Origin of the sequence: Bradyrhizobium sp. (genome assembly GCF_030646015.1) — a bacterium.
GTDB lineage: Bacteria > Pseudomonadota > Alphaproteobacteria > Rhizobiales > Xanthobacteraceae > Bradyrhizobium.
In genome coordinates this window covers 1-25,334 of the sequence record NZ_JAUSLT010000132.1, presented here as the reverse complement: position 1 = coordinate 25,334, position 25,334 = coordinate 1, and the positions used below count along the sequence as shown (strand labels likewise).

Annotated in this window: 28 protein-coding genes; 14 read left to right on the top strand and 14 right to left on the bottom strand. The window is 63.0% G+C overall.

Annotation, left to right across the window (positions count from 1 at the left end):
- Window positions 1-87 precede the first annotated feature (87 nt).
- The gene (locus Q7T45_RS20195) at window positions 88-564 is read right to left on the bottom strand and encodes a hypothetical protein (RefSeq protein ID WP_304872993.1); all 477 of its coding nucleotides are present in this window, start codon (window positions 562-564) and stop codon (window positions 88-90) included.
- 148 nt (window positions 565-712) lie between these two features.
- Between Q7T45_RS20195 and Q7T45_RS20190 the strand changes: the two genes are divergently transcribed.
- Window positions 713-1,246 (top strand): Crp/Fnr family transcriptional regulator, encoded by a 534-nt coding sequence (locus Q7T45_RS20190; RefSeq protein WP_304872991.1) that lies wholly within the window; start codon window positions 713-715, stop codon window positions 1,244-1,246.
- Between the two features lie 21 nt (window positions 1,247-1,267).
- Here the strand turns inward: Q7T45_RS20190 and Q7T45_RS20185 are convergent, their stop codons facing one another.
- Window positions 1,268-2,347, bottom strand: a complete 1,080-nt coding sequence (locus Q7T45_RS20185) for a DedA family protein (RefSeq protein WP_304872989.1) — start codon at window positions 2,345-2,347, stop codon at window positions 1,268-1,270.
- Between the two features lie 318 nt (window positions 2,348-2,665).
- Between Q7T45_RS20185 and Q7T45_RS20180 the strand changes: the two genes are divergently transcribed.
- Window positions 2,666-3,202, top strand: a complete 537-nt coding sequence (locus Q7T45_RS20180; protein WP_304872987.1) for a cytochrome b — start codon at window positions 2,666-2,668, stop codon at window positions 3,200-3,202.
- 75 nt (window positions 3,203-3,277) lie between these two features.
- On the opposite strand, the gene Q7T45_RS20175 is transcribed toward Q7T45_RS20180, so the two are convergent.
- The 5 genes from Q7T45_RS20175 to Q7T45_RS20155 all read right to left on the bottom strand — a co-directional run bounded on the left by Q7T45_RS20175 (window position 3,278) and on the right by Q7T45_RS20155 (window position 8,628).
- A complete protein-coding gene (locus tag Q7T45_RS20175) occupies window positions 3,278-4,000 on the bottom strand; it encodes an ABC transporter ATP-binding protein (protein ID WP_304872985.1) in 723 nt (240 codons plus the stop codon).
- Window positions 4,001-4,002: 2 nt separating this feature from the next.
- On the bottom strand, window positions 4,003-5,139 hold the full coding sequence (locus tag Q7T45_RS20170) for an ABC transporter permease (RefSeq protein ID WP_304872984.1): 1,137 nt from the start codon (window positions 5,137-5,139) through the stop codon (window positions 4,003-4,005).
- A gap of 1 nt (window position 5,140) precedes the next feature.
- The gene (locus Q7T45_RS20165; protein WP_304872983.1) at window positions 5,141-6,301 is read right to left on the bottom strand and encodes an efflux RND transporter periplasmic adaptor subunit; all 1,161 of its coding nucleotides are present in this window, start codon (window positions 6,299-6,301) and stop codon (window positions 5,141-5,143) included.
- A gap of 146 nt (window positions 6,302-6,447) precedes the next feature.
- Window positions 6,448-7,821: an MFS transporter gene (locus tag Q7T45_RS20160; RefSeq protein ID WP_304872981.1), complete on the bottom strand. Its 1,374-nt coding sequence runs from the start codon at window positions 7,819-7,821 to the stop codon at window positions 6,448-6,450.
- A gap of 12 nt (window positions 7,822-7,833) precedes the next feature.
- The gene (locus tag Q7T45_RS20155; protein WP_304872980.1) at window positions 7,834-8,628 is read right to left on the bottom strand and encodes a class II aldolase/adducin family protein; all 795 of its coding nucleotides are present in this window, start codon (window positions 8,626-8,628) and stop codon (window positions 7,834-7,836) included.
- Between the two features lie 357 nt (window positions 8,629-8,985).
- Here Q7T45_RS20155 and Q7T45_RS20150 point away from each other — a divergent pair, with 357 nt between their 5' ends.
- The 6 genes from Q7T45_RS20150 (at window position 8,986) to Q7T45_RS20125 (ending at window position 14,141) form a co-directional block, all read left to right on the top strand.
- A complete protein-coding gene (locus Q7T45_RS20150; RefSeq protein WP_304872978.1) occupies window positions 8,986-10,317 on the top strand; it encodes an ABC transporter substrate-binding protein in 1,332 nt (443 codons plus the stop codon).
- Window positions 10,318-10,393: 76 nt separating this feature from the next.
- Window positions 10,394-11,290, top strand: coding sequence for a branched-chain amino acid ABC transporter permease (locus Q7T45_RS20145; protein WP_304872977.1), 897 nt, complete (start codon window positions 10,394-10,396; stop codon window positions 11,288-11,290).
- Window positions 11,290-12,243 (top strand): branched-chain amino acid ABC transporter permease, encoded by a 954-nt coding sequence (locus Q7T45_RS20140; protein WP_304872976.1) that lies wholly within the window; start codon window positions 11,290-11,292, stop codon window positions 12,241-12,243. The genes Q7T45_RS20145 and Q7T45_RS20140 overlap by 1 nt, the downstream gene beginning before the upstream one ends.
- Entirely contained in the window at window positions 12,240-13,043 is an 804-nt protein-coding gene (locus tag Q7T45_RS20135; RefSeq protein WP_304872974.1) for an ABC transporter ATP-binding protein, read from the top strand. The genes Q7T45_RS20140 and Q7T45_RS20135 overlap by 4 nt, the downstream gene beginning before the upstream one ends.
- Entirely contained in the window at window positions 13,036-13,677 is a 642-nt protein-coding gene (locus Q7T45_RS20130; RefSeq protein WP_304872972.1) for an ABC transporter ATP-binding protein, read from the top strand. The genes Q7T45_RS20135 and Q7T45_RS20130 overlap by 8 nt, the downstream gene beginning before the upstream one ends.
- 170 nt (window positions 13,678-13,847) lie before the next feature.
- The gene (locus Q7T45_RS20125; RefSeq protein ID WP_304740995.1) at window positions 13,848-14,141 is read left to right on the top strand and encodes an HdeA/HdeB family chaperone; all 294 of its coding nucleotides are present in this window, start codon (window positions 13,848-13,850) and stop codon (window positions 14,139-14,141) included.
- A 21-nt stretch (window positions 14,142-14,162) separates the two neighbouring features.
- Here Q7T45_RS20125 and Q7T45_RS20120 read toward each other — a convergent pair whose 3' ends face one another.
- On the bottom strand, window positions 14,163-14,669 hold the full coding sequence (locus tag Q7T45_RS20120) for a PaaI family thioesterase (protein WP_370691322.1): 507 nt from the start codon (window positions 14,667-14,669) through the stop codon (window positions 14,163-14,165).
- A gap of 94 nt (window positions 14,670-14,763) precedes the next feature.
- On the opposite strand from Q7T45_RS20120, the gene Q7T45_RS20115 reads away from it, so the two are divergent.
- Together Q7T45_RS20115 and Q7T45_RS20110 are read left to right on the top strand one after the other, a co-directional pair.
- Window positions 14,764-14,892 (top strand): peptidylprolyl isomerase, encoded by a 129-nt coding sequence (locus Q7T45_RS20115; protein WP_304872968.1) that lies wholly within the window; start codon window positions 14,764-14,766, stop codon window positions 14,890-14,892.
- 92 nt (window positions 14,893-14,984) lie between these two features.
- Window positions 14,985-15,260, top strand: coding sequence for a hypothetical protein (locus Q7T45_RS20110; RefSeq protein WP_304873068.1), 276 nt, complete (start codon window positions 14,985-14,987; stop codon window positions 15,258-15,260).
- A gap of 284 nt (window positions 15,261-15,544) precedes the next feature.
- On the opposite strand, the gene Q7T45_RS20105 is transcribed toward Q7T45_RS20110, so the two are convergent.
- Window positions 15,545-16,258: a Crp/Fnr family transcriptional regulator gene (locus tag Q7T45_RS20105; RefSeq protein WP_304872967.1), complete on the bottom strand. Its 714-nt coding sequence runs from the start codon at window positions 16,256-16,258 to the stop codon at window positions 15,545-15,547.
- A gap of 243 nt (window positions 16,259-16,501) precedes the next feature.
- Window positions 16,502-17,146 carry a Crp/Fnr family transcriptional regulator gene (locus Q7T45_RS20100; RefSeq protein ID WP_304872965.1) on the bottom strand — a complete coding sequence of 215 codons (645 nt, stop codon included), beginning with the start codon at window positions 17,144-17,146 and terminating at the stop codon, window positions 16,502-16,504.
- A gap of 404 nt (window positions 17,147-17,550) precedes the next feature.
- Between Q7T45_RS20100 and Q7T45_RS20095 the strand changes: the two genes are divergently transcribed.
- Window positions 17,551-17,781 carry a hypothetical protein gene (locus Q7T45_RS20095; RefSeq protein WP_304872963.1) on the top strand — a complete coding sequence of 77 codons (231 nt, stop codon included), beginning with the start codon at window positions 17,551-17,553 and terminating at the stop codon, window positions 17,779-17,781.
- Between the two features lie 714 nt (window positions 17,782-18,495).
- Here Q7T45_RS20095 and Q7T45_RS20085 read toward each other — a convergent pair.
- Together Q7T45_RS20085 and Q7T45_RS20080 are read right to left on the bottom strand one after the other, a co-directional pair.
- Window positions 18,496-18,729 (bottom strand): hypothetical protein, encoded by a 234-nt coding sequence (locus Q7T45_RS20085; protein WP_304873066.1) that lies wholly within the window; start codon window positions 18,727-18,729, stop codon window positions 18,496-18,498.
- Between the two features lie 104 nt (window positions 18,730-18,833).
- Complete coding sequence (locus tag Q7T45_RS20080) at window positions 18,834-19,028, bottom strand: hypothetical protein (protein ID WP_304872960.1); 195 nt, start codon at window positions 19,026-19,028, stop codon at window positions 18,834-18,836.
- A gap of 548 nt (window positions 19,029-19,576) precedes the next feature.
- On the opposite strand from Q7T45_RS20080, the gene recA reads away from it, so the two are divergent.
- Together recA and Q7T45_RS20070 are read left to right on the top strand one after the other, a co-directional pair.
- Entirely contained in the window at window positions 19,577-20,671 is a 1,095-nt protein-coding gene (recA, locus tag Q7T45_RS20075) for a recombinase RecA (protein ID WP_304872959.1), read from the top strand.
- Window positions 20,672-20,785: 114 nt separating this feature from the next.
- The gene (locus Q7T45_RS20070) at window positions 20,786-21,763 is read left to right on the top strand and encodes a hypothetical protein (RefSeq protein ID WP_304872957.1); all 978 of its coding nucleotides are present in this window, start codon (window positions 20,786-20,788) and stop codon (window positions 21,761-21,763) included.
- Between the two features lie 180 nt (window positions 21,764-21,943).
- Here Q7T45_RS20070 and Q7T45_RS20065 read toward each other — a convergent pair whose 3' ends face one another.
- Window positions 21,944-22,120, bottom strand: a complete 177-nt coding sequence (locus tag Q7T45_RS20065; protein WP_304872954.1) for a hypothetical protein — start codon at window positions 22,118-22,120, stop codon at window positions 21,944-21,946.
- 129 nt (window positions 22,121-22,249) lie between these two features.
- Between Q7T45_RS20065 and Q7T45_RS20060 the strand changes: the two genes are divergently transcribed.
- The gene (locus tag Q7T45_RS20060; RefSeq protein WP_304872952.1) at window positions 22,250-22,795 is read left to right on the top strand and encodes a hypothetical protein; all 546 of its coding nucleotides are present in this window, start codon (window positions 22,250-22,252) and stop codon (window positions 22,793-22,795) included.
- A gap of 209 nt (window positions 22,796-23,004) precedes the next feature.
- Here the strand turns inward: Q7T45_RS20060 and gcvP are convergent.
- The coding region (gene gcvP / locus Q7T45_RS20055; protein ID WP_304872950.1) for an aminomethyl-transferring glycine dehydrogenase at window positions 23,005-25,334 on the bottom strand (2,330 nt) is incomplete at its 5' end.

The following is a 25,334-nucleotide window of genomic DNA, read 5'->3' as shown; positions in this document are numbered from 1 at the left end:
CAGCCGGACGCCGGCTTCCAAGCTGGCCCTGCTTGCTGCAACGGGCGTCACACCACTCCTACCCGATTTATTGCAGCATTTTCGTCGCTATTTCAGCCGATAGCCCGCGTGACAACCCACGCATTGAGCCGTTATTTCCGCAAGCCCCGCAAACACCGGCTTTAGATCGCCGGTAACACCAGCGTCCTGAGCGGTGGTTGCAAACCGGCTTGCAGCGCGGTGCATCGCCGTCCCGGCGTCCTGCATCCCCTGCGGCATATATTTGGAAACATCCGCAGCGCCGTGCAGCCCCAGCGACGACATTCCAAGTCGGGTTTCCGCGATCTTGGCGGCAACGTCTGTATGACCCATGCCGAGATGTAATTGAATCTCCTGCAGGGCCTGAAGATGATCACGCATGTTAGCCAGGGTGTGCTCGACCAACGTCGCAGGAAATTTTACAAATTGCCGGGAGTCTGGAGCGATAGGGGCAGACGCATCATGGTTGTGCTGATGCTGAGCGACAGCGAACGTTGCGCTGCCGCCAGCCAAAGCGGTAACAATTATGGCCACCAAAACGCGCATATATCCTCCTGGAAGTCCGGCAACGTAGTGGCTGCGGTGCTTTGGCCAACCTTCGGACCGGCATGGCGGCGAGGGTTAGAGTGGGCAAAAGTGCAAGCCGACAAGTATCTCTTGCCACATAACAGGCTTTGGAGACATGATAGTTATCATGTTGCGATCCATTGAGCCATTTTTTGAGGGTTTGCGTGCCCGGCAGCGGCACTTCGACGGTGGCCGGTCTCTGTTCCATCGCGGGGATACCGTGAAGGAAATGTATTTCGTGCTGACTGGCTCGGTCCATTTGGTCCGGCATCAGAGCGATGGATCCATTTTGATCCTGCAGAGGGCGGGTCCCGGATCGATTTTGGCCGAGGCCTCCCTCTACTCCGGCATTTATCATTGCGACGCCGTTGCATTCGGCGCGGCCGAGACCCGGGCATACGCGAAAGCAGGCTTCAAGAAGCTGCTCGCGAAGAACGCAGAGTTCAGCGACGTTTGGGCTGGTTATCTCGCGCAGGAGCTACAAAGCGCGAGACTGCGCTCCGAGATTCTCTCGTTGAAGACGGTCGCGGGGAGACTCGATGCATGGATCGCCTGGAACAGCGGCGGTTCTCCGGCGAGGGGCGAATGGAAGCTTGTCGCCAACGAAATCGGGGTGAGTCCCGAGGCGCTTTATCGGGAAGTCGCCAAACGTCGGCAGTGAACCCGCGACGTGACCCTGAACCTATTGAGAAGCCAGCCGGTTCGCGTTGCCCTTGATCAATATTGCGATCGCCGCCGAGAGCATCAGTAACGAGAAGAGCAGGCCGCTGAGATTTCTCAGGAAGCTGGCTGCCGCCTCTACCTCGGTGCCAATCGTGTATCCAAGCCAGAGATAGGCGAACATCCAGAAGCTGCGTCCCACAAGGCTAAGCACGGCAAACCTGGCCGCAGAATAGCGGCTGGCGCCGGCAAGCAGGCTCACGAAGGTGCTCAACGTCGAGATCAGGGTCCGGCTCAGGAAGACGGTCAGCGCCCCCCACCTGGAAAGCATGCCGGCGAGGAACGTCTGTCGCGCGAGGGAGAGGCCGAGAATCGGTCCCCAGTTAGCCAGCAGCGAAGGTCCAAACTTTCGCCCGACAAAGTAGCCTCCGATGTCGCCAAGTATCGATGCGAAGATTCCAAGGGTGAATGTCAGCCCCCAATCAAGCTTTCCCTGCGCCAGGAGCGATCCTGCAATCGTGACGGCGACCCCACTTGGCAATGGAAGCCCCAACGCGGCGAGCAACAGGGTCACACCGAAGGCTACGTATCCATATGTCAAGATCAGCGACAGGATGCCGTCGTTGAGCGTGGCCAGCCAGCCCGCAGAGGCCGACGATTTCTGAATCGGCGCAGTGTCGGCCACGGCACGCTGAACACGCTGAACATAGTCGATGCGGGGAAGCGATGCGCGGTCGGCGAGCTCCTTGAGCGTGTTCTTCGGATCCGTGTCCGGAGAAAGTTGCAGACGACCGGCGAGGGTGATGACGGCTACGCCATAGGTCTCGGCCACGTAGCCAATTGTCATCCAGGGACGGATTCCGCTGGTGCTGGGAACTCCGCTCTGGGTGGCGGATTGGAGCAGCCGGTAGGTACCGTAAGTGCGAAAGCCAAAGAAGGTCGCGGCGATCAGGGAAACGATGACGATGGCCGCAGCAGCCCAGCCCACCCGTGAAAGCCGGCTTTCGGATCCTGTTCGGCCTTGACGGCTGTCCACAGAGTACTCTTCCTTCAGGTAATCACCAGACCAAGCCAGTCCAGTTACGGCAGACGGCGCCAGCAAGGCGTCAGAATATCACATGCAATTGTTATGGAGATTCCATTTCTCGACATGCCCGATCGCGATGGCGAAAGCCGGAACGCTTTTAGCGTTTTGCCTCTTCGCGGACGACCGATCAGGCTGTTGTGTGGCCGCGTCAAGTCAGACTTTTCGCCCGCCACGTTCGCTGCCGCCGTCATGGTCCCGGATGATTGACACTTCCAGGCAGACTGCGACCGTCGATTGATACAAATCAATTCGCAGGAAAATCAACGATAGCATCTTTTGCGGACGAGCGCGGTACTACAGCGTCACCCCGGATTTTCAGGAAAGAGATCGGTCATGGGACTGAAGAGCACGATTGATCGTTACGGCTCGATGGCGGTTTCGATCCACTGGCTGAGCGCCATCCTGGTTCTCGTGCTGATTGTCTTGGGGTTTCGCGCGGCGGGCACGGCCGATCCTGTGGCCAAGGCGGCGCTTCTCCGGCTTCATCTGCCCATCGGCATTGCGGTGCTGGTGCTGACGGCACTCCGGATCGTCTGGTGGTGGCGCTTCGATCGCAAGCCCGATCCGATCGCTGGTTCCCCGCCCTGGCAAGAGCGTGCCGCTCAAGCGGTGCATATATTGTTCTATGTCGTCCTGCTTGGCATGATCGCGAGCGGCATCGGCATGATGGTGCTGAGTGGCGCAAGTCCCATCATCTTCGGTGGACAAGGCGCTGCGCTGCCCGACTTCTCGAAGTATCTGCCGCGCGCACCGCACGGTATCGGGGCGAGGCTCCTTATCGCTCTGGTCGTTCTTCACGCCGGAGCAGCTCTCTATCACCAATTTGGTCGCCGCGACGGGCTGCTGCGGCGCATGTGGTTCGGAAAATGACGTTGGCCCTTATTTGCCGTGGCCAGTTGGTCCCCTGCCGAAAACCCGCTGCTGTCTGGGCGTGAGCGGACTTGGCTATTGCGGAACCAAAGTGTCAGCTGCCGCTCCCCCCGGCGGTTCGAGCGCGCCATCCCGCAACGAATAGATGTGATCGAAGCGATCGAAGATCTTCTCGTCATGGGTGACGACGATGACGGCGCTTCGGTGTTCCTCGGCAACTTTCCGCAGCATGTCCATCACGGTGCCGGCGCGCTGCGAATCGAGCGCTGCAGTCGGCTCATCGGCCAGGATGATGCGCGGATCGTTGGCGAGCGCGCGGGCAATCGCCACCCGCTGCGCCTCTCCACCTGAAAGCTCCCCAGGCATGGCGTCCTTGCGGCGCTCGATACCGAGATATGTCAGAAGCTCGATCGCACGGATTTTGGCCTGCGCCGGACTCGCCCCGGCCAGAATGCGGGTGACCGCGATATTCTCCCAGGCATTGAGGAACGGCAGCAGATTATGCGACTGGAAGATGAATCCGATTTTCTCGAGCCGCAATCCGCGCAGATCGGCGCGCAGCCATTTGCCGTCATAGACCAATTCGCCGTTCAGCCGCATGCTCCCGGACGTCGGCTCGAGAATGCAGCCGATCACGTTGAGCAGCGTGCTCTTGCCCGATCCGCTGGGACCTTTCAGGCCAATCACGGTTCCCGGATAGACATCGAGCGAAACTCCGCGAAGCGCGTCGACGCGGGTCGGCCCCTCGCCAAAATGCTTGCTGATCCCCCTGACTTCGACGACGGGCTGCTCGGCCATGGCTACCCCGCGAGTGCCGAAGCAGGATCGATCTTGAGCGCGGTGCGAACGCCGAGCGCGCTCGCAAGCAGGCACGCGATAATCACCACCCCGAACAGAGCCGCGGAGTCCGCCGGCTCGAGAACCACCCGGCGCGGAAAATAGCCGTGACCCGCGCTGATCAGGGCGGCGCCGGTAACGAAGCTGATGACTCCCATGGCAATGGCCTGCTGGACGATCAGCCCGACGATGCGGCGATCGGGTGCCCCGATCAGCTTGAGGGTCGCAATCGCCTTCTTCTTGTCGATCGTCATGGTGTAAATGATGAGGCCGACGATCACCGTAGACACGGTGAGCAGCAGGGTCGTGAACAAACCGATCTGGCGGCGCGCGCGATCGATGACGGAACGCGCAAGAACGGCTTCCTGGTCCTCCTGGGTGAGTGCCGCAAGGTGCTTCCATCGCACGATGTCCTGCGCGAAGCGGTTTGCGTCCACGCCCGGCAGCAGCCTGACCAGAATGGCGTTCACCGTGTTGGTGGTGCCGGTCGCGCCGGCGGAGCGTGCGGATTCTCGTCGCGCGGCCGCCGGCGCCAGGTCGAATTGCAGCTTCTGGGCGTCTCTCAGGGTGATGAAGATGACGGGATCGCCGCCCGAGGCCACGAGGCCGCTGGTCAAGCCGACCACCGTGAACATATCGCGCCCAAGTCTGATCTGCTCTCCGACTGCGAGCCCCGCGCCGCGGTCCGCGACCGCCTCGTAGCGGCTGCGCAGGATCGGCCGTCCTTCGACCACCAATGGCGCCTCGCCCGGTCGCGCGATCTGCGCGCCAACGACCATCAGGCGCTTGGTCTGGCCGCGGTGCTGCGCGTCGATATTCTGATAGGAGACGCCACCCGCCGCGGCGACACCCCATTGCGCCGCTATCGCCTCCCGCGTGTCGCCCGGCAGCCGTGAAGCCTCCGCGAAGGGACCGCGCGTCCCCCCTTCCACGACCCAGACCTGCGCACCCGCGGCGCGGACGAGGCCGAGCGATTCCACGACCAGGCCGCGATAGATGCCGACCATGGCGAGGACGATGCCGAGCAGCAGGCTGAGCCCGAGGCACGTCAGCAGAAAACGGCCGAGGTTGTGGCTGATGTCCTTGAGAGCGAGGTTCACGTCACGATCCGTCGATCGGGCGCGCGGCGCGGCCGTCGCGCAGATCGGTCCGGTCGTCGGCCACGACCTGACCCTGGATGTCGGATACAATCTGGATGCGTCCGTCGAGCAGACGTTCGCCGAACTGCGCCCGTTGCCTCGCGAGCCGGCCGTTCTGCAGGGTCCAGATCGTGCCCGACCGGCCGTCATAGCCTTCCACGAATTTGAGCGGAACGAAAACACCGCTCGGAATCGTCTTCTTGACGATCTCCACTTCCGCCTGCTCGCCGAGGTATCGGAGCTGGTGTTCCGAAATGCAGACCCGGCACCGCACATAGACGCGGCGCTCTTCGGTGAGACGGTCGTTCTCCTGATCGATACGGACGACTTCCGTCTCGAAGGTGCGATTCGGCTCGGAGCGCAGGCGCACGAAGGCGCGCTGTCCGATACTCAGTCCCCCGGCCAGCGCTTCGTCGACATAGGCTCTGACCCAGATCGAGTCGGGCGCGATCAGCGTGAATACGGATTCGCCCGCATTCGCGATCCCGCCGAGCTCCTTGCTGCGCGCGATTACTCTCGCGTCGAAAGGCGCCCGCAGCTCATGCTGGGCCAGCACGACCGCATCGATCTGACGCTGGGACGCGGCATCGTCCTGCAGCACCGCGGCGACCCTGGTGTCCGCTTCGATGATCCTGGCATCGCCGAGGGCGATTTCCTCGGCGGCCTGCGCGTCTTCGGCGGCCTCCTGCGACACGCTTCCGCGGCCAACGAGTGTCTGCCGCCGCAGATTGACGTTCTTCTTCTGTTGGTAGGTGACTTCGGCGCGGGCGCGCTGGGCCTCGGTCTTGGCGAGGTTCGCTGCCGCCTGTTGCTGCGCGGCCTCGCTCTTCCTGAGCTTGGCGCGCTGCGCGGCATCATCGAGCTTTGCCAGCAGGGCGCCGGCTTTCACGACGTCCCCCTGATCCGCTTCAACGGCGATCAGCTTTCCGGCGATCTGAAAGCCCACTTTTGAGACGAGCTGCGCCTCGATCGTCCCGATTCCGAAGACGCGCACTTCGACATTTTGTTGGGGCGCAGCCGTCCGCACCGGAATTTCGCGCATGAAGCGCCAGTAATAGCCGCCGCCAGCCACGACAAGCGCGGCCAGCAGCCCCACGCCCAGCTTGATAGCGCGCGAATTCATCTCGCGCACTTTGTGAGATGAGTCGAGATGCCGACGATCATGCCGTTTTCCTCTGATCGAAGACTCATATTCGCCGGGGGCGCCTGATCGGCGTTGCGATAGATCAAGTTGGCCCGTTTGCCTGGTGAGGTACTGCCTTGCCGCGGCTAGGGTTGGCCGGTCTTGCGGGATGAAAGTGCCAATAGTCCCGCACTGGCAAACGCCAGCACGGCCGCCAGCTGAAAGGTCCGCTGGAAGGCATCGAAGAAATCATGCTGTGCCTGCAGGATTTCGAACGCCATCAGGACGATCGACGCTGCGGCTACGGTGCCCAGCGTCCGTGTCAGCAGCGCTAGGCTGCCCGCCACCCCGCGATCCCGCAGTGGAAGTGCTGCCGTCACGATATCGGTGTAAGCGAGCTGGAACAGGCCGAGGCCGACGCCCTGCACGATCAGCCCCGCGACACGCCAGGCGGTTGAGGTCTGTTCGGTCCATGCGCTCAGCAGGATGAGGCCGGCGCCAATTCCCGCCGCGCCTGCAAGCGCCAGCCGTTCGGCGGACATATGCTGCCCGATCAGGCGGCCGCCGATCGGCGCGGCCAGAGCCGCACCGGCGGCGCCCGAAGCCAGAATGGCGCCGCTCTCGCCCAGCGAATAGCCGGTCACGCGGGTCAGAAAATAGGGCACCAGCAGCCAGACCGAAAAGGCCGCGAGATTGGCGAGCACGCTGACGAGGTTCAGGACCGCAAATCCGGGTAGGCGAAAGACCGCGAAATCGATGATCGGCCGCGCCGCACGGGACTGCCGGACAATGAAGCCCGCAAAAGCCAGGGCGGACAGCAATCCGAGCCAGATGGCGGAGACCTCGCGAATGCGATTGAACGCCATCAGCATCGTCACCAGGCCGAGCGCCAGCGCGATGCCGCCCGGAATATCGAGGGGATCGCGTGCCGCGTGCGGCTGCGACGCCGGCAGGCCGCGCAACAGCAGCAGCGCAGCGATCGCGATCGGAATGCGGAACCAGAACACTGCCGGCCAGTCCCAGGTCGCAACGAGCACCCCGCCGAGCAGCGGACCGAGCATCAGGCCGAGCGCCATCATCATGGTGTAGATGCCGAGCGCCCGGCTGCGCCGTTCCTCGCCGTAGAGGCTTGTGACCAGTGCCGCGCCGCAGCTCAGCACCAGGGCTGCGCCGATGCCCTGCATGCAGCGAAAGGCCAGCATTGCGCCGTAGCTCGGCGCATAGCCGACGAGAAGGAACGCCACCGCGCTGCAGACCAGGCCGGTCCGGTAGACGACGGCGTGGCCGATGGTGTCGCCGATCCGCCCCAGCGCCAGCAACAGGCTGGCATAGGCCAGCACGTAGCAGATCACCACCCACTGGATGTCGCTGATCCCTAGATCAAATCCCCTCGTGATGGCGGGGAAGGCGATGTTGACGGCGGTGTCGAGTTGCGTCGTGGCCGTGCCCAGCCCGATCATCGCGATCTGCCAGGCTTTGGAATGGAGAATGCCGGGTGACGCGCCGCGAGGATCGGTCAACAACCGGTCCGATCAGTTCCGGTATGAGGGATCGACCCGATCGAGCTTTCGCAACAGCGCGGGCCACGCCAGTTCGCCGTTCCGGTTTGGCATATCGACGCGAGGCTTCATCCGGTCGAAGGTTGCCTCCAGGACATCCTGCGGCGGGCGGATCAGCTTGGTATTGCAGGACAGCGCCATGACCTGCACCTCGCAGGCGCGCTCCATGCGATACAGAAGGTTGAACGTCGAAGGGACGGTCCGGCCGACCACGAGCAGCCCGTGATTGCGCAGCACCATGGCTTCGTGATCGCCGAGGTCGGCCACCAGCCGCTCGCGCTCCCCGACATCGTCGGCAATGCCTTCGAAGTCGTGATAGGCGACGTGGAGAAACCGCATCGAAGTTTGCGCCAGCGGCAGCAGCCCGCATTCCATCGCCGAGACCGCCATGCCGGCCGGCGTGTGGGTATGCGCCACGCATTCCATTTCGGGCTTCGCCATGTGAATCGCGCTGTGAATCACGAAGCCGGCGGCGTTGACGCCGTAGTCCGACGCGTTGAACAGGGTATTGCCTTCGAGATCGACCTTGATCAGGCACGAGGCATCGATTTCCTCGTAGAGCATCCCGTACGGATTGATCAGGAACTGGTCGTGCGATCCCGGCACGCGGCAGGAGATGTGGTTGGCGATCATCTCCGTCATGCCGTACATCGCGGTGAGGCGGTAGCAGGCGGCGAGATCGACGCGGGTTTGCCATTCTTCGGGGCTGACCTGCTCGCGAACCGATTTGACGACTTTGATGGCAGGGGAATTCAGTGGGCGGTTCATGGAGCCTCTCCGCTGGAACGGTCTCTTTTGATTGCGAGAATCTTGGGGTGCGTCTCGCTTGGAGGTTACTTGCTTGGAGGGCAGCGCCGCAAGCGCGGGTCAAAGCATCCCTGCAATGCGGCCGCCGCTAATGCGCTGCAGCATTTTCAGAACCCGGAGGTAACCTTGCCGCCGCGCGTGCAGTGAGACCCCGCACCGATCTGCCTCCAGGAATTTTCCGCGAGCTGAAATGAGAGGGGGCTTCGCTGAAAGCGCGACGCGGCAATCTGGCCGTATTGGCATCGCCCGCAATCGCGCATACACTTTCGCAACAAGAGCCATAACGGCCGAAAAAAGATCATCATGGGGAGGATTCGCATGCAGAGGACGAGCGTACGCGCCTGTTTGGCGCGCAAGGTATCGGCGGCGTTGCTATTGACGGCTTTGCCGGTCGCGGCTGTCGCCCAGACCGCACCGGCTGCTCCGGCGGTCCCGCCGGTGAAACTCGGGATCGTCACCTTCCTGACCGGACCGGCCGCCGGCCCGTTCGGCATTCCCGGGCGCAACTCCGCCGAAATCATGATCGAAATGCTCAATGCCGGCAAAGTGCCCGCGCCTTACGCGACCGCCGGTCTCGCCGGTGCGCCGATCGTGCCGAAGTTCGTCGACGAAGCCGGCTCGACCGCCAATCAGGTCACCGAATTCCGCAACCTCGTTCAACGCGACGGCGTGAACGCTACCGTCGGATATGTCTCGTCCGGCAACTGCCTGGCCGTTGCTCCGGTTGCCGAAGAGCTGAAGGCGCTGACCGTGTTCTTTGACTGCGGAACGCCGCGGATCTTCGAGGAAAAGCCGCTCAAATATGTGTTCCGCGCGACCCCGCACGCCACCATGGACAGCGTGGGCGCCGCTCGCTACGTGCTGAAGAAATTCCCGGACCTCGCTTCGTATTCCGGCATCAACCAGAACTACGCCTGGGGCCAGGACAGCTGGCGTGATTTTGTCGCCGCCATGAAGGCGCTGGCGCCGAAGGCGACCGTCGACAAGGAGCTGTTGCCGAAATTGTTCGCGGGCGAATTCGGTGCGGAGATTTCGGCGCTGCTGACCACCAATTCCAAGATCGTGCATTCCAGCTTCTGGAATGGCGATCTCGAGAGCTTCATCGTCCAGAATGGCGCGCGCGGTCTGCCGGCGCGCTCCACCATGGTCTATACCGCGGGTGAGACGGCGATGTTCCGGCTCGGCGCCAAGATCCCGGATGGCACGATCATTGGAGCGCGCGGCCCGCACGGCGTGATGGCGCCCGACACGCCCCTGAACAAGTGGTTCCGCGGGGTTTACGAAGACCGCTTCGCCACGGCGCCGACCTATCCGGCCTATCACATGGCGCAGTCGATCCTCGGGCTCAAATCCGCCTGGGACAAGGCCGCGGCGGCCAAGGGCGGCCAGCAGCCCGCGATCGACGATGTAGTGAAGGCGTTCGAGGGTATCGAGTTCGAGGGACCGAGCGCCAAGATCCGCATGGCGATCGGCAACGGTCACCAGGGGATCGCCGATATCGCCTATGGCAGCTTCCGTTTCAACAAGGCGGAAGGCAAAGCCGAAATCGTCGACGTCGTCCGCTATCCCGCCGAATGCGTGAATCCTCCGGCCAACATGACCTCGACGGCGTGGCTCGAGGCCGGCATGCCCGGAGCCAAATGCAACTAGGCGCCGCACGATCGCCTGCAGCCGGCGCCGCCGGCTGCAGTTTTGCTGCAATTCACGATGTAAGGGACGGCATCCAGTGATCACAGCTATCGCCATCGTCACCGATGGCCTGGTTTATGCCGCCTGGCTGTTTGTCGTCGCCATCGGCCTGACCTTGATTTTCGGCGTCATGAAGATTCTGAATGTCGCCCACGGCGCATTCTATGCCTTCGGCGCCTATGCGGCGGCCACCGCGATCGGCCTGTATTTCGACCGCGGCTGGCCCGTGGCCGGAGGCTATCTGGCGATTGCGACGGCCGCGATCGCGATCGGCCTGGTGATGGGCTACATCCTGGAGCGGGTGTTTCTCCGCCGCGTCTACGGCAGGGACGAAGTCGTCGTCGTTCTCATCACCTACGCGCTGTTCCTGATCCTGGAAGACGTGCTGATTCTGATCTGGGGTACCGACGGCCGGTCGGCGTATCAGCCCTATACCGAGGCCGGCAGCTTCACTGTCGGCGGATTGCCGCTGTCGGTCTACGACATCGGGCTGGTCGGGTTTGCCGGCCTGCTGGCGATCGCGGCCTCCTACACCATCAAGAAGACCACCTTCGGGCGGCTGTTGACGGCCGTGATCTACGACCGCGAAACCGCCGCCGCGTTCGGCGTCGATGTGTCCCGGGTCTATACGGTGACGTTTCTGGTCGGCGCGGTGCTGGGCGCGCTCGGCGGCGCGCTGACCGCTCCCAAGATATCGGTGACCCCGGGCCTCGGGGTCGAGGTCATCGTGCTGGCCTTTGCGGTGGTGGCGATCGGCGGCATGGGCTCGATGGAGGGCGCGCTGGTCGGCGCCCTGATCGTCGGATTATTCCGCGCCGGTGCCGTGCATCTGATACCGCAACTCGAACTGTTCTCGATCTACGCGGTGATGGCGCTGGTTCTCGTGTTTCGTCCGCAGGGCCTGTTCAGTCGCGCTCAACCGAGAAAAATCTGATGACCGGACTTCGCATTCTCCTGGGCGCGGCGATCCTCGGCGGATTGGGAGCGGCCGCGCCGTTCACGCCGCTGTGGCTGATCTCCCTGGTGACGCTTGCGATGTCCACCGGGCTCGTCGTCTGCGGTCTCATCATCCTGTGGCGCGGCGGCCTGGTGCCGTTCGGCCAGGCGCTGTTCTTTGCGACCGGAGCCTACACGGTGGCCCTGTCGGGACGCTGGTTCGGAGTGACGGACGCGTTCCTGCTGATTGCGCTGGCCGTCATCATGGCAGCGCTGGTGGCCTTCGTGGTCGGTTTCCTGCTGGCGCAATACCGCGAGATCTTCTTCGCCATGCTCAGCCTCGCGCTGTCGATGATCCTGTACGGCGTGCTGGTCAAATCCGAAACGCTGGGCTCGACCGACGGCGTCAATGTCGCCCAGGCCAGCTTCTTCGGCATGAAGCCGCGCGGTCCCGGTTATACCTTCGCGCTGTTCTGGCTGGCGCTTGGCATGGTGTTCTCGGCCTGGGTAGGCGTTTCGGCCTATCTTGGTTCGATTGCCGGCCAACTCGCCGGCGCGATCCGCGACAATGAAATTCGCGTCGAATATCTCGGCATTTCCGTGACCAGGCTGGTGCATCTGAAGTTGACCATTTCGGCGGCGCTGGCGGGTGCCGGCGGCGCGCTCGCGGCGTTGTCGATCAGTCATGTCGATCCGCAGATGGCCTATTGGACTACGTCGGGCGGATTCGTGTTCGTGACCATCCTGGCGGGAGCGGCATCGGTTCCGGCGGCGTTTCTCGGCGCGCTGCTGTTCGAGATCGTCCGCACCATCGCGGTCGCCCTGCTGCCCGGCGGCTGGCAATTGATCCTCGGATCGGTGCTGCTGCTGACGATCCTGTTCGTGCCCGAGGGGCTCGGCTCCCTGATGATCCGCAAACGCGCCACCGTTTCCGAAAAGGGTGCTGCATGAGCGCGCTGCTTTCCGTCAAGGGTCTCGAAAAGACCTTCGGTCAGGTGGTCGCCGCCCGCGACATCAATGTCGACGTGCCGCAGGGGCAAACCGTAGGGATCATCGGCGCCAATGGCGCCGGCAAGACCACGTTCGTCAACATGATCACCGGCCATCTGACGCCGTCGGGCGGCACCATCCAGTTCGAGGGCAGGGACATCACCGGGCTGCCGTCGCGCAAGATCATGCGGCTGGGCATTGCGCGTTCGTTTCAGGTGGCGCAGGTTTTTCCCACCTTCAGCGTGTTTGAAAACCTGTGCGCGGCCACCGCGATCGCCCGTTCCGGCAGCTCCGTGGTCGGAGCGGCGCTGTCGCGTTTTGTCTCGGCCGAGACATCCGCCGATGCCGAAACCGCGCTCGGCCAGTTCCAGATCGGCCAGTTTCGCGACGCGCTGGCGTCGACGCTGCCGCAGGGCGTGCGCAAGCTGCTCGACATTGCGATGGCGACGGCGGGCAATCCGCGCGTCCTGCTGCTCGACGAGCCGACCAGCGGGATCAGCCTGGAAGAGAAGTTCGGCCTGATGGATGTCATCATGGGGGCGTTGAAGGCGCGCGGCACCACCATCCTGTTCGTCGAGCACGACATGGAGATCGTGCAGCGCTTCGCCGACCGCGTGCTGGCGTTCTATGACGGCACCGTGATCGCGGACGGGGCGCCCGCCGAGGCGCTCGGCGACGAGCGCGTGCGCGAGTTCATCACGGGAACGCTGATCCGGTCGAAGGACGGCAGCCTCAACGCCAGCAGGGCGTTCCATGCTTGAGGTATCCGCACTGCACGTTTCGATCGGCGCCATCGAGATCATTCGCGATGCGCAACTGTCGCTCGGCGAGCGGCAGTTTTCCGGCCTGATCGGGCGCAATGGCGCCGGCAAGACGACGTTGATGCGGGCCTTGATGGGGGCGCTGCCGGCGCGCGGCATCATGACCCTGGATGGCCTCGATCTCCTTGCGGAGCCGGCGCATCGCCGCGCGGCGCTTGGGCTCGGTTACATGCCGGAAGATCGCCGGCTGGTGCCGGAATTCGCGGTTGAGGAGAACATTCTGCTGCCGGCGCTGGCGACCGGTTCGACCGATGCGCGGGAACGTCTCGATCGCATTTATACGCTGATGCCGGAGGTTGCGAACTTCCGGCGCCGTCGCGCCCTGGAACTCTCCGGCGGCCAGCAGAAAATGGTGGCTCTGGCCCGCGCCCTGATGGCGGGACGCCGTCTGCTCGTACTGGACGAGCCGTTCGAGGGCCTGGCGCCGGCGCTGGCGCGCCGGCTCGGCGAAGTTCTGTCAAACCTCAAGGACGAGGGGGTGTCGGTGCTGATGTCGGAATCCAACGAAACGCACGTCATCGATCTCCTGGATCGCACCTTCCGCATCGAGCGCGGCGCGGTCGTGGCGGGCTGACAGCGCGGAGAGGGGCGAACTCCCATCGAGCGGGACGCAGAACCGCTGGTCGCCATTCCAGCCGGGCGGATCGATGGATCTTTCTCGATCGACACCCAGAAATGGTGCTGGCGCGGCGCTCCGGAGTTGGTATTGCTTCCGATTACTTTCACATTGCAATGGAGATGATTATGAAATCGATGGCTGCGCTTCTGATTGCCGCTGGCCTGATGCTGTCGTCGGCGCCGTCCCATGCCGTTGTGCTCGATCTGTCGACCATGAGCTGCAAGCAGTTCCTCGAAGGCGGCGACGACACGATCAAGATGGTGCTGACCTGGATGGACGGCTGGTACAAGGGCGATTCCGACGAGGCCATCATCGACACCGATGTGTTCGTCGAAAACGCCAAGAAATTCGGCAGCTTCTGCGGCAAGAACCCGAACATCAGCATCGTCAACGCCGCCGAAAAGGTTCTCGGAAATTAATCCGCCGCAGGTATCCGAAAGCTAACTCAGCATCGCGAAAGCGCTGGAGACCATCGCCACCGGCTTGTTGTCGCTGGCGCTGGACAGGGTGACGCGGCCGAAGCTCATGGTGCGGCCCATCCGGACGACCCGTGCGTCCGCCAGCACGTCCGAAGCGGTCACCGCCCGCATGAAATGCGTGGTTTGATCGACCGTCGTCATCGGCCGGTAGCCGCGGTTGGCCGCGAGGTTCGCGATCACCATGGCGGTATCGGCGAATGCCATCAGCGCCTGGCCGCACACGATGCCACCGTTGCGGCACAGTCGCTCGGAGAACGGCATGCGGAGGATGGCGCCCGGCTGCCAGTCGGTGGCCGCATCCGGCGGCGGGTTAAAGTCGATGCCCTCGATCGATAGGTGGAGGTCCTGCACCCACGGCGCAAACACGTCGCCAAGCACGCGCCTGGCCTCCTCGATATCGAATTCCCCGGCGGGCGGCTGGTTCTGCGTCAACGTCGGTTCCCTCGCTGCAATCGGTTCCCCCAGCATTCTTAAGTGCCTCCGCCGCAAATGAACACTCCCGGCGCGGCTTGAAAATGCCTGACTTCCGGCCGTATGATCTTGGCGTGGGGAGTGCGTATCCATGTTCAGGCGGTTGGTACTGATTTTCAGCCTGGTCGCCATGGGTCTCGCCCTCAATGGCTGCACCAAATGCGGCCCGATCTGGGACGATTGGGTGCAATCGCCGAAATCCTGCAAATCGGACCGCTAAGTCGGACCGCTCTTGACCCCGAATGGGCTGGCGCGCTTGGCGTCGCGGCTGACGCGGTGATATATTGCCCCCAATATGCAGGAGCTTCCGTGATGAGAATTTTTGGCGCCGCGGCTGTCATCGTGTTGTTGACAGGGCCGGCTTACGCGCAAAGTCCCAACATCAACCTGATCCCGGAGATGCAATCGAGGTCGCCGGAGGAGAAGGAAGCCGACGCGGCAAGGGACAAGGCCTACAAGGAATCGCTGAAGAAGATTCCGGATGCCAAGGGATCTTCCGACCCGTGGGGCAATGTGCGCAGCACCGATACGCCGAAGACGGCGGCCCCCGCCAAGCCGCGCACCAAAACCGGCAGCACCACGAATTAGAACCTTGTGCCGTTATGGCCTGCGGCCGAGGCTCCGCACCGATGCGGCCAGCCGGGCCATGAAGTTTCTCACCCAGAGGTCTTCAGACGCGGACATGCCGTCATGCGCGCCGGGATTGAGCCGTGCGGCGTCCCTGGTTTCATCGTCCAGAATTTGAAGTCGGCGTTGGCGTGATGCAGGCGCTGGTACTGTCATGATGGCTCCTTCACAGGAAACCAACGGACTATCCTTGATAGTGTTCCAATTTTAATACAGTTAACGGTTGAATAAACCCGAGGCCGCGATCAGGCCAGCGTGGCCGATTGATCGAGCAGCGTCTCGTAGCACTCGCAGGACATCCGCATCAGCGCGGGCCGGTCCAGGATCTTGATCACGCCGCGCGAATAGGTGATCGCGCCGGCGGCCTGCACCTTGCTGGCGACTTCCGTCACCGAGGTACGTCTCACCCCGAGCATTTCCGCGAGGAATTCCTGCGTCAGTGCCACGGTGTCGCTGGCCGCGCGATCGGCGCTTTGCAGCAGCCAGCGGCAGAAGCGCGCCTCGATCGAGTGCAGGGCGTTGCAGGCGGCCGTCACCCTCGCCTGCGACAGCAGCACCTCGTTGTAGCGAATGCAGAGACTGCGAATGGGATCGCTGTTGGCGGCGACCGTCCTGAAATGGCTGGCGGAGATCTTGCTGACCGACACCGGCATCTGCACCACGACCCGGACCAGCGACTTGTAGAGGCCGAGCCCCGCCATCGCGCCGACCACGCCTTCGCGGCCGACGGTCGCGGTCTCGATCGCCTTGCCGTCGCGCAGCACGGCGAGCAGCGACAGCATGCCATAATGCGGAAAAAGGATCTGGTCGACCTCGTCGCCCGCTTCGGTCAGCACGACCCCCTGTTGCAGGGTGATCGTCGACAAATGCGGAAGCAGCCGATCGAAGTCATCACGCGGCAGCGAGGCAAGCAGCTTGTTGTCCAAGGGAAGACTCGCCTTCGAAACGGGTACTGGCAATGCGATATCCTGCCCGGTCGGTCGGGCCGATTTACCGCAGGGGGTTAGGGAGAACGCTCCGAGTGGGCGGTCCGCGGGAACGCCCTGTATAGGGATAAGGAGGGGGCGTTGTCGGTCCGGTAGCCGTCATAGCGGGAATTCCACCTCGGTTGGCCCCAGCGGCGTCAGGCACTGACATCTTCGCGAACCGAAATCCATTGTCGGAAAGCAGACGAGTCCGAGGGACCGCGTGCTTGCCGGGGTCTACCCGACCTGGCTAACTGATCGATGCGTCTTGTCGGTTCGGGGCGCCAGCGGGGTATCGCCGAGCATGCGGTCGAATTCCAGTTTCGAAATATCGTAGCACTCGCAGGCCCGCAGCCGCAGCGCATCATGATCGAGGATGGTGACGTGGCCGCGCCGGTAGCGGATCAGCCCGGCCTTCTGCAAGGATCCCATCACGTCGGTGACCGAGGTTCGGCGGACTCCGAGCATCATTCCGAGAAATTCCTGGGTCAGCAGGAAATCGCCTGACGGCATCCGGTCGCGCGTCATCAGCAGCCAGCGGCAGCAGCGCTGTTCCAGCCGGTGCAGGTGCGCGCAAGCGGCCGATTGCGCGACCTGGTTGAAGAAGGCATGGGCATAGCGGAGCATGACCAGGTTGAGCGTCGGACTGCGATCGAGTTCAGCGCGGAAAAGGCGGGCATCCATTTTGAGCCCCGTTCCCGGCACCTGGACGTAAACCGAAGACGTCGCAACATTGTCGCCGAGACAAATCGGCAATCCCACGATTCCCTCGCTGCCGATGGTGCCAACCTCGGCGCTGCGGCCGTCCGACGTCGTGATCACCAGCGAGGCAACTCCGTCGATGGGGAAATACACGTGCTCGATCCGGGAGCGCCGCTTCATAGAGGCTTTTCCTGTAATCCAGCACGACCTGCGACAGGTGCGGCCGCAATCGCTGGTAGTCCTCATCCGACAACAGCGAGAGCAGCCGGTTGGTTCGTCGATCATGATTCGGCATGCCGTGCGGCTCTCTTTGGTTGGCGCCGCGCGCGGCTGATTCGCGAAGGTGTAGCGATGGCGCCATCTGACTCGCTCTCGATGAGGCGGGAGTCCTTGTGGGCTCTCAGTCGCCGGCGCCCGATGGGTCGCTGCCGGCAATGTCTACTTGTAGCGCCGTTATGTCCGGCAAGCGACTCAATTCCCTTGATATTTCCTTGGTATCCCCTTGGCGGAGGTGACCGGCCAGGCCTCGAATTGCAACCGGCGCGCGCTATATTGGGCCGGTCGTCAGTGTTTGGAGTTGCGACATGGTCTTTCGCCCGCGCGATCTCGCCGACCGGATGGCCGCCCGGCGCAAGCCGGACGATGGTTTTCTGCGCGAAACTTTCACCCTGCCGCGCGCCGAGGCGCGGACCACGGCGCGGGACTTCTTCACCCGCTTCCCCAAGGCCGCCTATATGAGCAAAGTCGAAAGCTGGCGCGAACTGCCCGGCGGCGATATCGAATTCACCATGCGCAGGCTGCGCAGCGCCGACTAGATTAGCCGGTAGTCCCCTTACAACATCGATTTACCCCTAACGATCTATAATTGTTGACATTTTCGGACAATGGCGTCGGGAATTGTCGCCCTGCTTACCGCCAGGGAGCTCAAGCAGGGATTGAGGCTGACCGGCCCTAAGCGCGGTCCGAGACGACGTGATCGCAGGCGTAGCAGCGGAAAACCTTGATCGCGGCGCGGATCGACAGCGCCGGGAGTTCAGCCAACTGCTTCATTACCGCGTCGCATTTTTCGCAGCGGCGCACGGCGTGGTCCTGATCGGGCGGAACATTCGCGTCGCCAGACGCCATCATAGCCGCCCCTGTGGTTTTCGAATCGTTGATGTCACACTGCCACGACGGCAGCACGATAGTGTGTGGGGTAACTCACATCTTGCGGGTGCGCCGCGGCGATCCGTTGGCCCGAATCAATCCTGGTCGTCTGCGCCCAATAGTTTGCCGTTCGACCGGTTAATGAAATGGAACCGGCTGCAGGCCTGGCAGACCACGGTTTCGTAACTGAAGTGAGAATCGTCATCGGGCTCGTCCGCCAGCCAATGCTGTACGTTCATGCCGGTACGCGGACATTTGAAAATGAGGTTGGCCATACATCGGCCAATTTGAGGTTGCCACGATTGTTCGCCTTGATCTCGATCAATTTTCCCGGACCCGGCGGGTTGCCAAGTGGGTTTCGGCGCTGCGCCAACCCGAGCCACCTAATCCAGCGTTTCCCCGACCAGACGAATTCGGAAAACCGGCTTCTTCGACGCGTCGAGAAGCTCCATCTGCCATTCGCCGTTTTCCTTGAGTTTGCGGGAAATGCCGCCGACCATATCGCCGCAAACGTCGGTCAGCTCTTTCCAGGCTGCATCGCGGTCGGCGAATTCGGCGCCGCAATCGCTGGAGCCTGCGTACCGGCCTTTGGGGATGCAAAAGAAATAGAGCGGCATGACACAAAACCGATGCGTGAAGGCAGGCCCGTGAAAAACCACAAGGTGTGTCATGACATAGGATTCCCGAAACGGGGCTTGATCAATACCGGAAATTTACGGGCCTAAGTCCGGTCCCCGTCCTTCGGCGCGGCCTTCTTGAGCTCGCGGTCAATCCGCAACTGAACCCGACGGACGGCGAGCAGCCTGATATTGGTCTCGGTCTTGCCGGATATAACGGCGTCGCCGATCCGGAACTGCCATTGCCAAACGCCGGGCGCTGATGGCGCAACTGTGTACTCGACGCCCCTGTGCTTCATCGGAAATGCCCCACGGCTTTGGATGCCGACCCCGCAATAAACTATAGGTTGTTTAGTTAAATATTGCACCTCTTTGGCACGGATTGTCGAGGGGGATGCCGGGGCGATCGCCGCGCGCGGGGGTGATGATTTCCGAACAAGGGAAGAGCGGTAGCTCGGAGCCTGAGTTCAAGACACGCCCGCACCGTCTGCTGGAGGCAGTGAGCCATCTGGCGCTGCGGATCATGCTGCGCTGCTTGATTTCAGGCCGTTTCTGGCACGCCGCCTGTCCAACTCACCGATCAAAATGGTTCATCTCCGTAGTACTACGTAGAACATTTAGGGGAGCGTTAACCAGGTCAACACCTCCGGAATCGAAAAAACTAAGTTGCATTTTGTACTTAGGCTACCAGGGATAGAAGTCGTGGCGTCGATTTGCGAAAAGAACATATTGCGAACATGGAACAAATGGGGTACGTTGTTCCGCAAGTCACTGCCGCAAAGTCATCGCCTTGAAGCCGCTGCCCGTTTGTCCCTCTAGCGAATCCCCGTCATAAGGAGCACCACCAATGGCCGCCCCCACTACTGCGCTGCGTATCGTCGAAGGATCCTCCATGGACAAGACCAAGGCCCTGTCGGCCGCGCTCTCCCAGATCGAGCGCCAGTTCGGCAAGGGCTCGGTGATGAAGCTGGGCAAAAACGACCGCTCGATGGATATCGAGACCATTTCCTCGGGCTCGCTCGGGCTCGATATCGCGCTCGGCGTCGGCGGCCTGCCGCGCGGCCGGGTGGTGGAAATCTACGGACCGGAATCCTCAGGAAAAACCACGCTGGCGCTGCACACGGTGGCCGAAGGCCAGAAGAAGGGCGGCATCTGCGCCTTCATCGACGCCGAACACGCGCTCGACCCGGTCTATGCCAGAAAACTCGGCGTCAACATCGACGAACTCCTGATCTCGCAGCCCGACACCGGCGAGCAGGCGCTGGAGATCTGCGACACCCTGGTGCGTTCAGGCGCGGTCGACGTGCTGGTGATCGATTCGGTCGCCGCCCTGGTGCCGCGCGCCGAACTCGAGGGCGAGATGGGCGACGCGCTGCCCGGGCTGCAGGCCCGCCTGATGAGCCAGGCGCTGCGCAAGCTGACCGCCTCGATCAACAAATCCAACACCATGGTGATCTTCATCAATCAGATCCGGATGAAGATCGGCGTGATGTACGGTTCGCCGGAAACCACCACCGGCGGCAACGCATTGAAATTCTACGCCTCGGTCCGCCTCGACATCCGCCGCATCGGCGCGATCAAGGAGCGCGACGAGGTGGTCGGCAACCAGACCCGCGTCAAGGTGGTCAAGAACAAGTTGGCGCCGCCGTTCAAGCAGGTCGAGTTCGACATCATGTACGGCGAGGGCGTCTCCAAGATGGGCGAGATCCTCGATCTCGGCGTCAAGGCCGGCATCGTGGAAAAGTCCGGCGCCTGGTTCTCCTATGACAGCCAGCGCCTCGGTCAGGGCCGCGAAAACTCCAAGGCCTTCCTCAAGGCCAATCCGGACATGACCGCGAAGATCGAGGCCTCGATCCGCCAGAACTCCGGCCTGATCGCGGAACAGATCCTGGCCGGCAGCCCTGAGCGCGACGCCGAAGGCGAGGAGCCGCCGGAGGAGTAAGTCTTATCGAGCCTGGGTCGGATGATCCGGGTTTCGACATAAGCGGGCGCTGCGAACGTTGAGTTGCCGACGTTTTTGGCGCCTGTTTTGTTTTGCGTACCTCGGGAGAGCCTGATGAAGCCTCTGGTCCTGACCGGCTGGATGATGCCAGACTTCGTCAAGGGCGGTTTCGCCGACATGGCGCTCCATCTGGCTTTTTTTCGCTTTATCTGGGGACCGCAGCCCTCGCCGGACCAACTCGCGCGCTATCTCGGTCCTCGGACAGACCAACAGCAGGGCGCACACTGGTCGGACTGGGGTGGTTACTGGAAACTGAGCGAAAACAGAATGCACCGGGATCTCAGCCTGGCCGAATTCTGCCAGCAATACGAAACCGTCGAGCTGTGGTTCGACATGCGTCCGGAAGCGCAACTTAAACTGGTCTGGCTGCTCGATTACTTCAGCGCCTATCCTGAGGCCGTCGCCAGGTTGAGGCTGCGTGTTCTCGAACATGAGATGATAGGGCTTGGTCCAAATGCTTTGAGCAAGTGGCGGCCGCTGCTCGACAGCGCCATCGAAAGGGATCTAGCGACGGCAAGTGCGGCCTGGCGCGCCTATCGGTCGCCGACGCCAGAAGCTTGCTTTGATCTGTTACGCAAGGACTTGAGCGCTCTGCCGCTGCTCAAGCCGGTCTTGCGCGATCTGCTCGAAGAGCTTCCGTCGATCTCGACCGGTCTGGGAGCGACAGAAATGCGGCTGCTGGAGATGATAGCGAGCGGATGGGCGAATGTGAATCCACTCTTCCACTTCCGAGAGATTCGCCAGACGCGCGTATTCAACGAGACGGAGCTGGGCTACTTGCTCGAAGGGCTTGCGTTCGGGCCACGCCCCGCGATCGCGGGACTCGACGAGGAGCTGCGCAACCGGGATAATTTGGGGATAAGGCACGAAGCTATGCTGCGAAGCCGGCTGTCGCTGACCGAATTCGGCAAGGCGGTTGTCGCCCACAAGGAAGACTTCAGCCGGCACAACCCGATCAATCGCTGGTGGGGCGGCACGCACCTGACCAATGATTGCATGTGGCGCTGGAATCCAGCGCTGGTGAAACCGTAGCAGGGCGCGCGGCGGCACCATGAAACGCCTGATTCTGACGACGAGCGACAGTGGCGCGGGCGGCCTCGCAAAAGCGAGGCTCGCTGAGTTCGTCATCCCCGTGGGACCGAGATTCGTCTGAGGGCCGCTGCCGCCGCAGATCGAACTCGAGACGTTGCTGTCGTCCCGCTCGTCGGTGCATCAGGATTTCGGGTCGCACTGGCTCGATTCCGCCGGCAGCCGCCTTGAGAAAGCGCGGGTGGAGGGGCCGAGTTTGATCGAATTCTGCGTCCGCTTCGAAGCGGTCGAGCTCTGGCCGATCCGGATCCGGATGCGCAACTGACGCTGGTCTGGCTGCTGGATTGTCTGCGGGTCCATGCTGCCGTCACCTCAAAGCTGGCGCTGGTGCAGGCCGAGGTTCCAATCGGCAATTGCGCTCCGGAGGAACTGGCGGGATGTCGGCTGCCGGCGGTCAGGATCGTCGACAGCCATTTCGGCGCGGCCAGCATGGCCTGGCGGGCCTATCGCCAACCGACGCCGCGGGACTGGTTCGATCTGCTTGGGGCTGACATCACAGCGTTGCCGCAGCTTCGGCAGAGTGTGCTGGAACTGATGGAGGAATTGCCGATGCCGGTGACGGGACTCGGCGCGACGCAAATGCGGATGCTGGAATTGATCTCAGTGGGGGACGCCGGCCCGTTCGATCTCTTTCCTGGTGAGCACAGCCGCAACCGGCGGCGGGCGTTCGGCTACTGGCAAGTCGGCGAGCTGCTGGATGAACTCGCCGACTGTCCGGAACCCCTGATGCCCGGGCTCCGGGAAGGGCCGTTCACGCTGGCGATGCATGAAGACCGCGAGCGTCTCGAATGTTACCGGCGCAGCCGGCTGAAGCTCACTGCGCTCGGTCAGGCGGTCCTGGCTGGGACCGAAGATTTCAGCCGGCACAATCCAATCCGCCGCTGGTGGGGCGGCACCGAACTGATCAACGATCGTCTCTGGCGCTGGAATCCAGCCAGCCGCGCGCTGATCGCGCCGGCATCACTCGGGTCGTGACCGCACGAGCCTTTAGGCTTTCCGATTCGGAAAAGCCAGAATCCAAAAGCACTTGGAGTCGAAAGCGGAGATTTTTGATTCGCTGATGTAAAGTGGCACTTTAAGTGCGTGAACTGTCGTCGGGGACTGAACAGTCGCTCTGAACGACTGGATGTGCCGTCGCACATCCGAAGCTCCCCGCACTATCCCGCAATGACCTTAACAACGCGTCACTCCGCCGCCTCCGCATAGTCCGTGATCGGCGGGCACGAGCACACCAGATTGCGGTCGCCATAGACGTTGTCGACCCGGCCGACCGGAGACCAGTATTTGTCGGATCGCGAGGTGCCGGCGGGGAAGCAGCCGTCGGCGCGGGAATAGGCACGCTGCCAGCCGTCGTCGGCGATGTCGTGGACGGTGTGCGGGGCATGGCGCAGCGGCGAGGCCTCGACCTTCCAGCGGCCGGATTCGATCTCGGCGATCTCCTGCCGGATCGCGATCATGGCGTCGCAGAAGCGATCGATCTCTGCCTTCGATTCCGATTCGGTCGGTTCGATCATCAGCGTGCCCGGCACCGGAAAACTCATGGTCGGGGCATGGAAGCCGTAGTCGATCAGGCGTTTGGCGATGTCGTCGACGGTGACGCCGCTCGATGCCTTCAGCGGCCGGGGGTCGACGATGCATTCATGGGCGACCCGGCCTTTTGCGTTGCGGTACAGCACCGGGAAATGCGGATCGAGCCGGGTGGCGATGTAATTGGCGTTGAGGATCGCGATCTCGGTCGCCCGGGTAAGGCCTTCGCCGCCCATCATCTGGATGTAGATGTAGGAGATGGTCAGGATCGAGGCCGAGCCGAACGCCGCCGCCGATACCGGTCCGACCGGATCGGGCTTCGTGCCCTGGGCATCCGGATGGCCCGGCAGGAATGGGGCCAGATGCGCCTTGACGCCGATCGGGCCCATGCCGGGGCCGCCGCCGCCATGCGGAATGCAGAAGGTCTTGTGCAAGTTGAGATGGCTGACATCGGCGCCGTAGTCGCCGGGCCGCGACAACCCGACCTGGGCATTGAGGTTGGCGCCGTCGAGATAGACCTGTCCGCCATGGCCATGCACGATTTCGCAGATATCGCGAATATGCTCCTCGAACACCCCGTGGGTGGAGGGGTAGGTGATCATGATCGCGGCGAGGTTTTTCGAATGCTTCTCCGCCTTGGCGCGGAGATCCTCGACGTCGACGTCGCCTCTGCTATCGCAGGCCACCACCTCGACTTCCATGCCCGCCATGTGAGCGGAGGCCGGATTGGTGCCATGGGCCGAGGAGGGGATCAGGCACACCTTGCGGTGCGGCTCGCCGCGCGCGGCGTGGTAGCCGCGGATCGCCAGTAGCCCGGCATATTCGCCCTGGGCGCCGGAATTCGGCTGCAGCGAGACCGCGTCATAGCCGGTGATGTCGCACAGCCACTTTTCCAGCCGCTTGAACAGGGCGTGGTAGCCCGCGGCCTGGTCGGCCGGCGCGAACGGGTGCAGCGCGCCGAACTCCGGCCAGGTCAGCGGGATCATCTCCGAGGTGGCGTTGAGCTTCATGGTGCAGGAGCCCAGCGGAATCATGGCGCGGTCGAGCGCGAGATCGCGGTCCGAGAGTTTTCGCATGTAGCGCAGCAGCTCGGTCTCGGAACGGTGGGTGTTGAACACGGGATGGTTGAGGAAGGCGCTGGCGCGCTTCAGCTCGGATGGCAGCGCCTCGCGCGCGCCGGCCGCAACCTCAGCATAGGCGAGCTTGCCGCCGAACGCCCGCCAAACAGCCTCGACCTCCTTGGCCGTTGTGGTCTCGTCCAACGCGATCCCGATTGTACCCTTGCCGATGCGAAAATTGATCTTTTCGGCCAAAGCCCGGGCGACGATCTCGCTTTGCTTGCTGCCGGCATCGACCGTCACGGTGTCGAAGAACGCGGCCGATTGCGGCGCAAAGCCGAGCTGGCGCAATCCGGCCGCCAGCACCGCGGTGCGACGATGCACCGTGCGCGCGATGTGGGTCAGCCCTTCCGGGCCATGATAGACCGCGTACATCGAGGCGATCACCGCCAGCAGCACCTGCGCGGTGCAGATGTTGGAGGTCGCCTTTTCGCGCCGGATATGCTGCTCGCGGGTCTGCAGCGCCAGCCGGTAGGCCGGCTGTTTTCGCGAATCGATCGACAGCCCGACAATGCGCCCCGGCAAGGAGCGCTTGAGCCCGTCACGCACCGCCATATAGGCGGCGTGCGGGCCGCCATAGCCCATCGGCACGCCAAAACGCTGCGCCGAGCCGATGGCGATATCGGCGCCGAGTTCGCCCGGCGATGCCAGCAGTGTCAGCGCGAGGAGATCTGCGGCGACCACGGCCAGCGCGCCCTTGGCACGGATCGCCGCAATGGCTGGCCGCAGATCGCGTATCGCGCCCGAGGTGCCGGGATATTGCAGCAGGGCGCCGAACACCTCGGCCTTGTCGAGATCGACGGCGGGATCGCCGACGATCAGGCGCCACCCGAGCGGCTCGGCGCGGGTGCGCAGCACCGCCAGCGTCT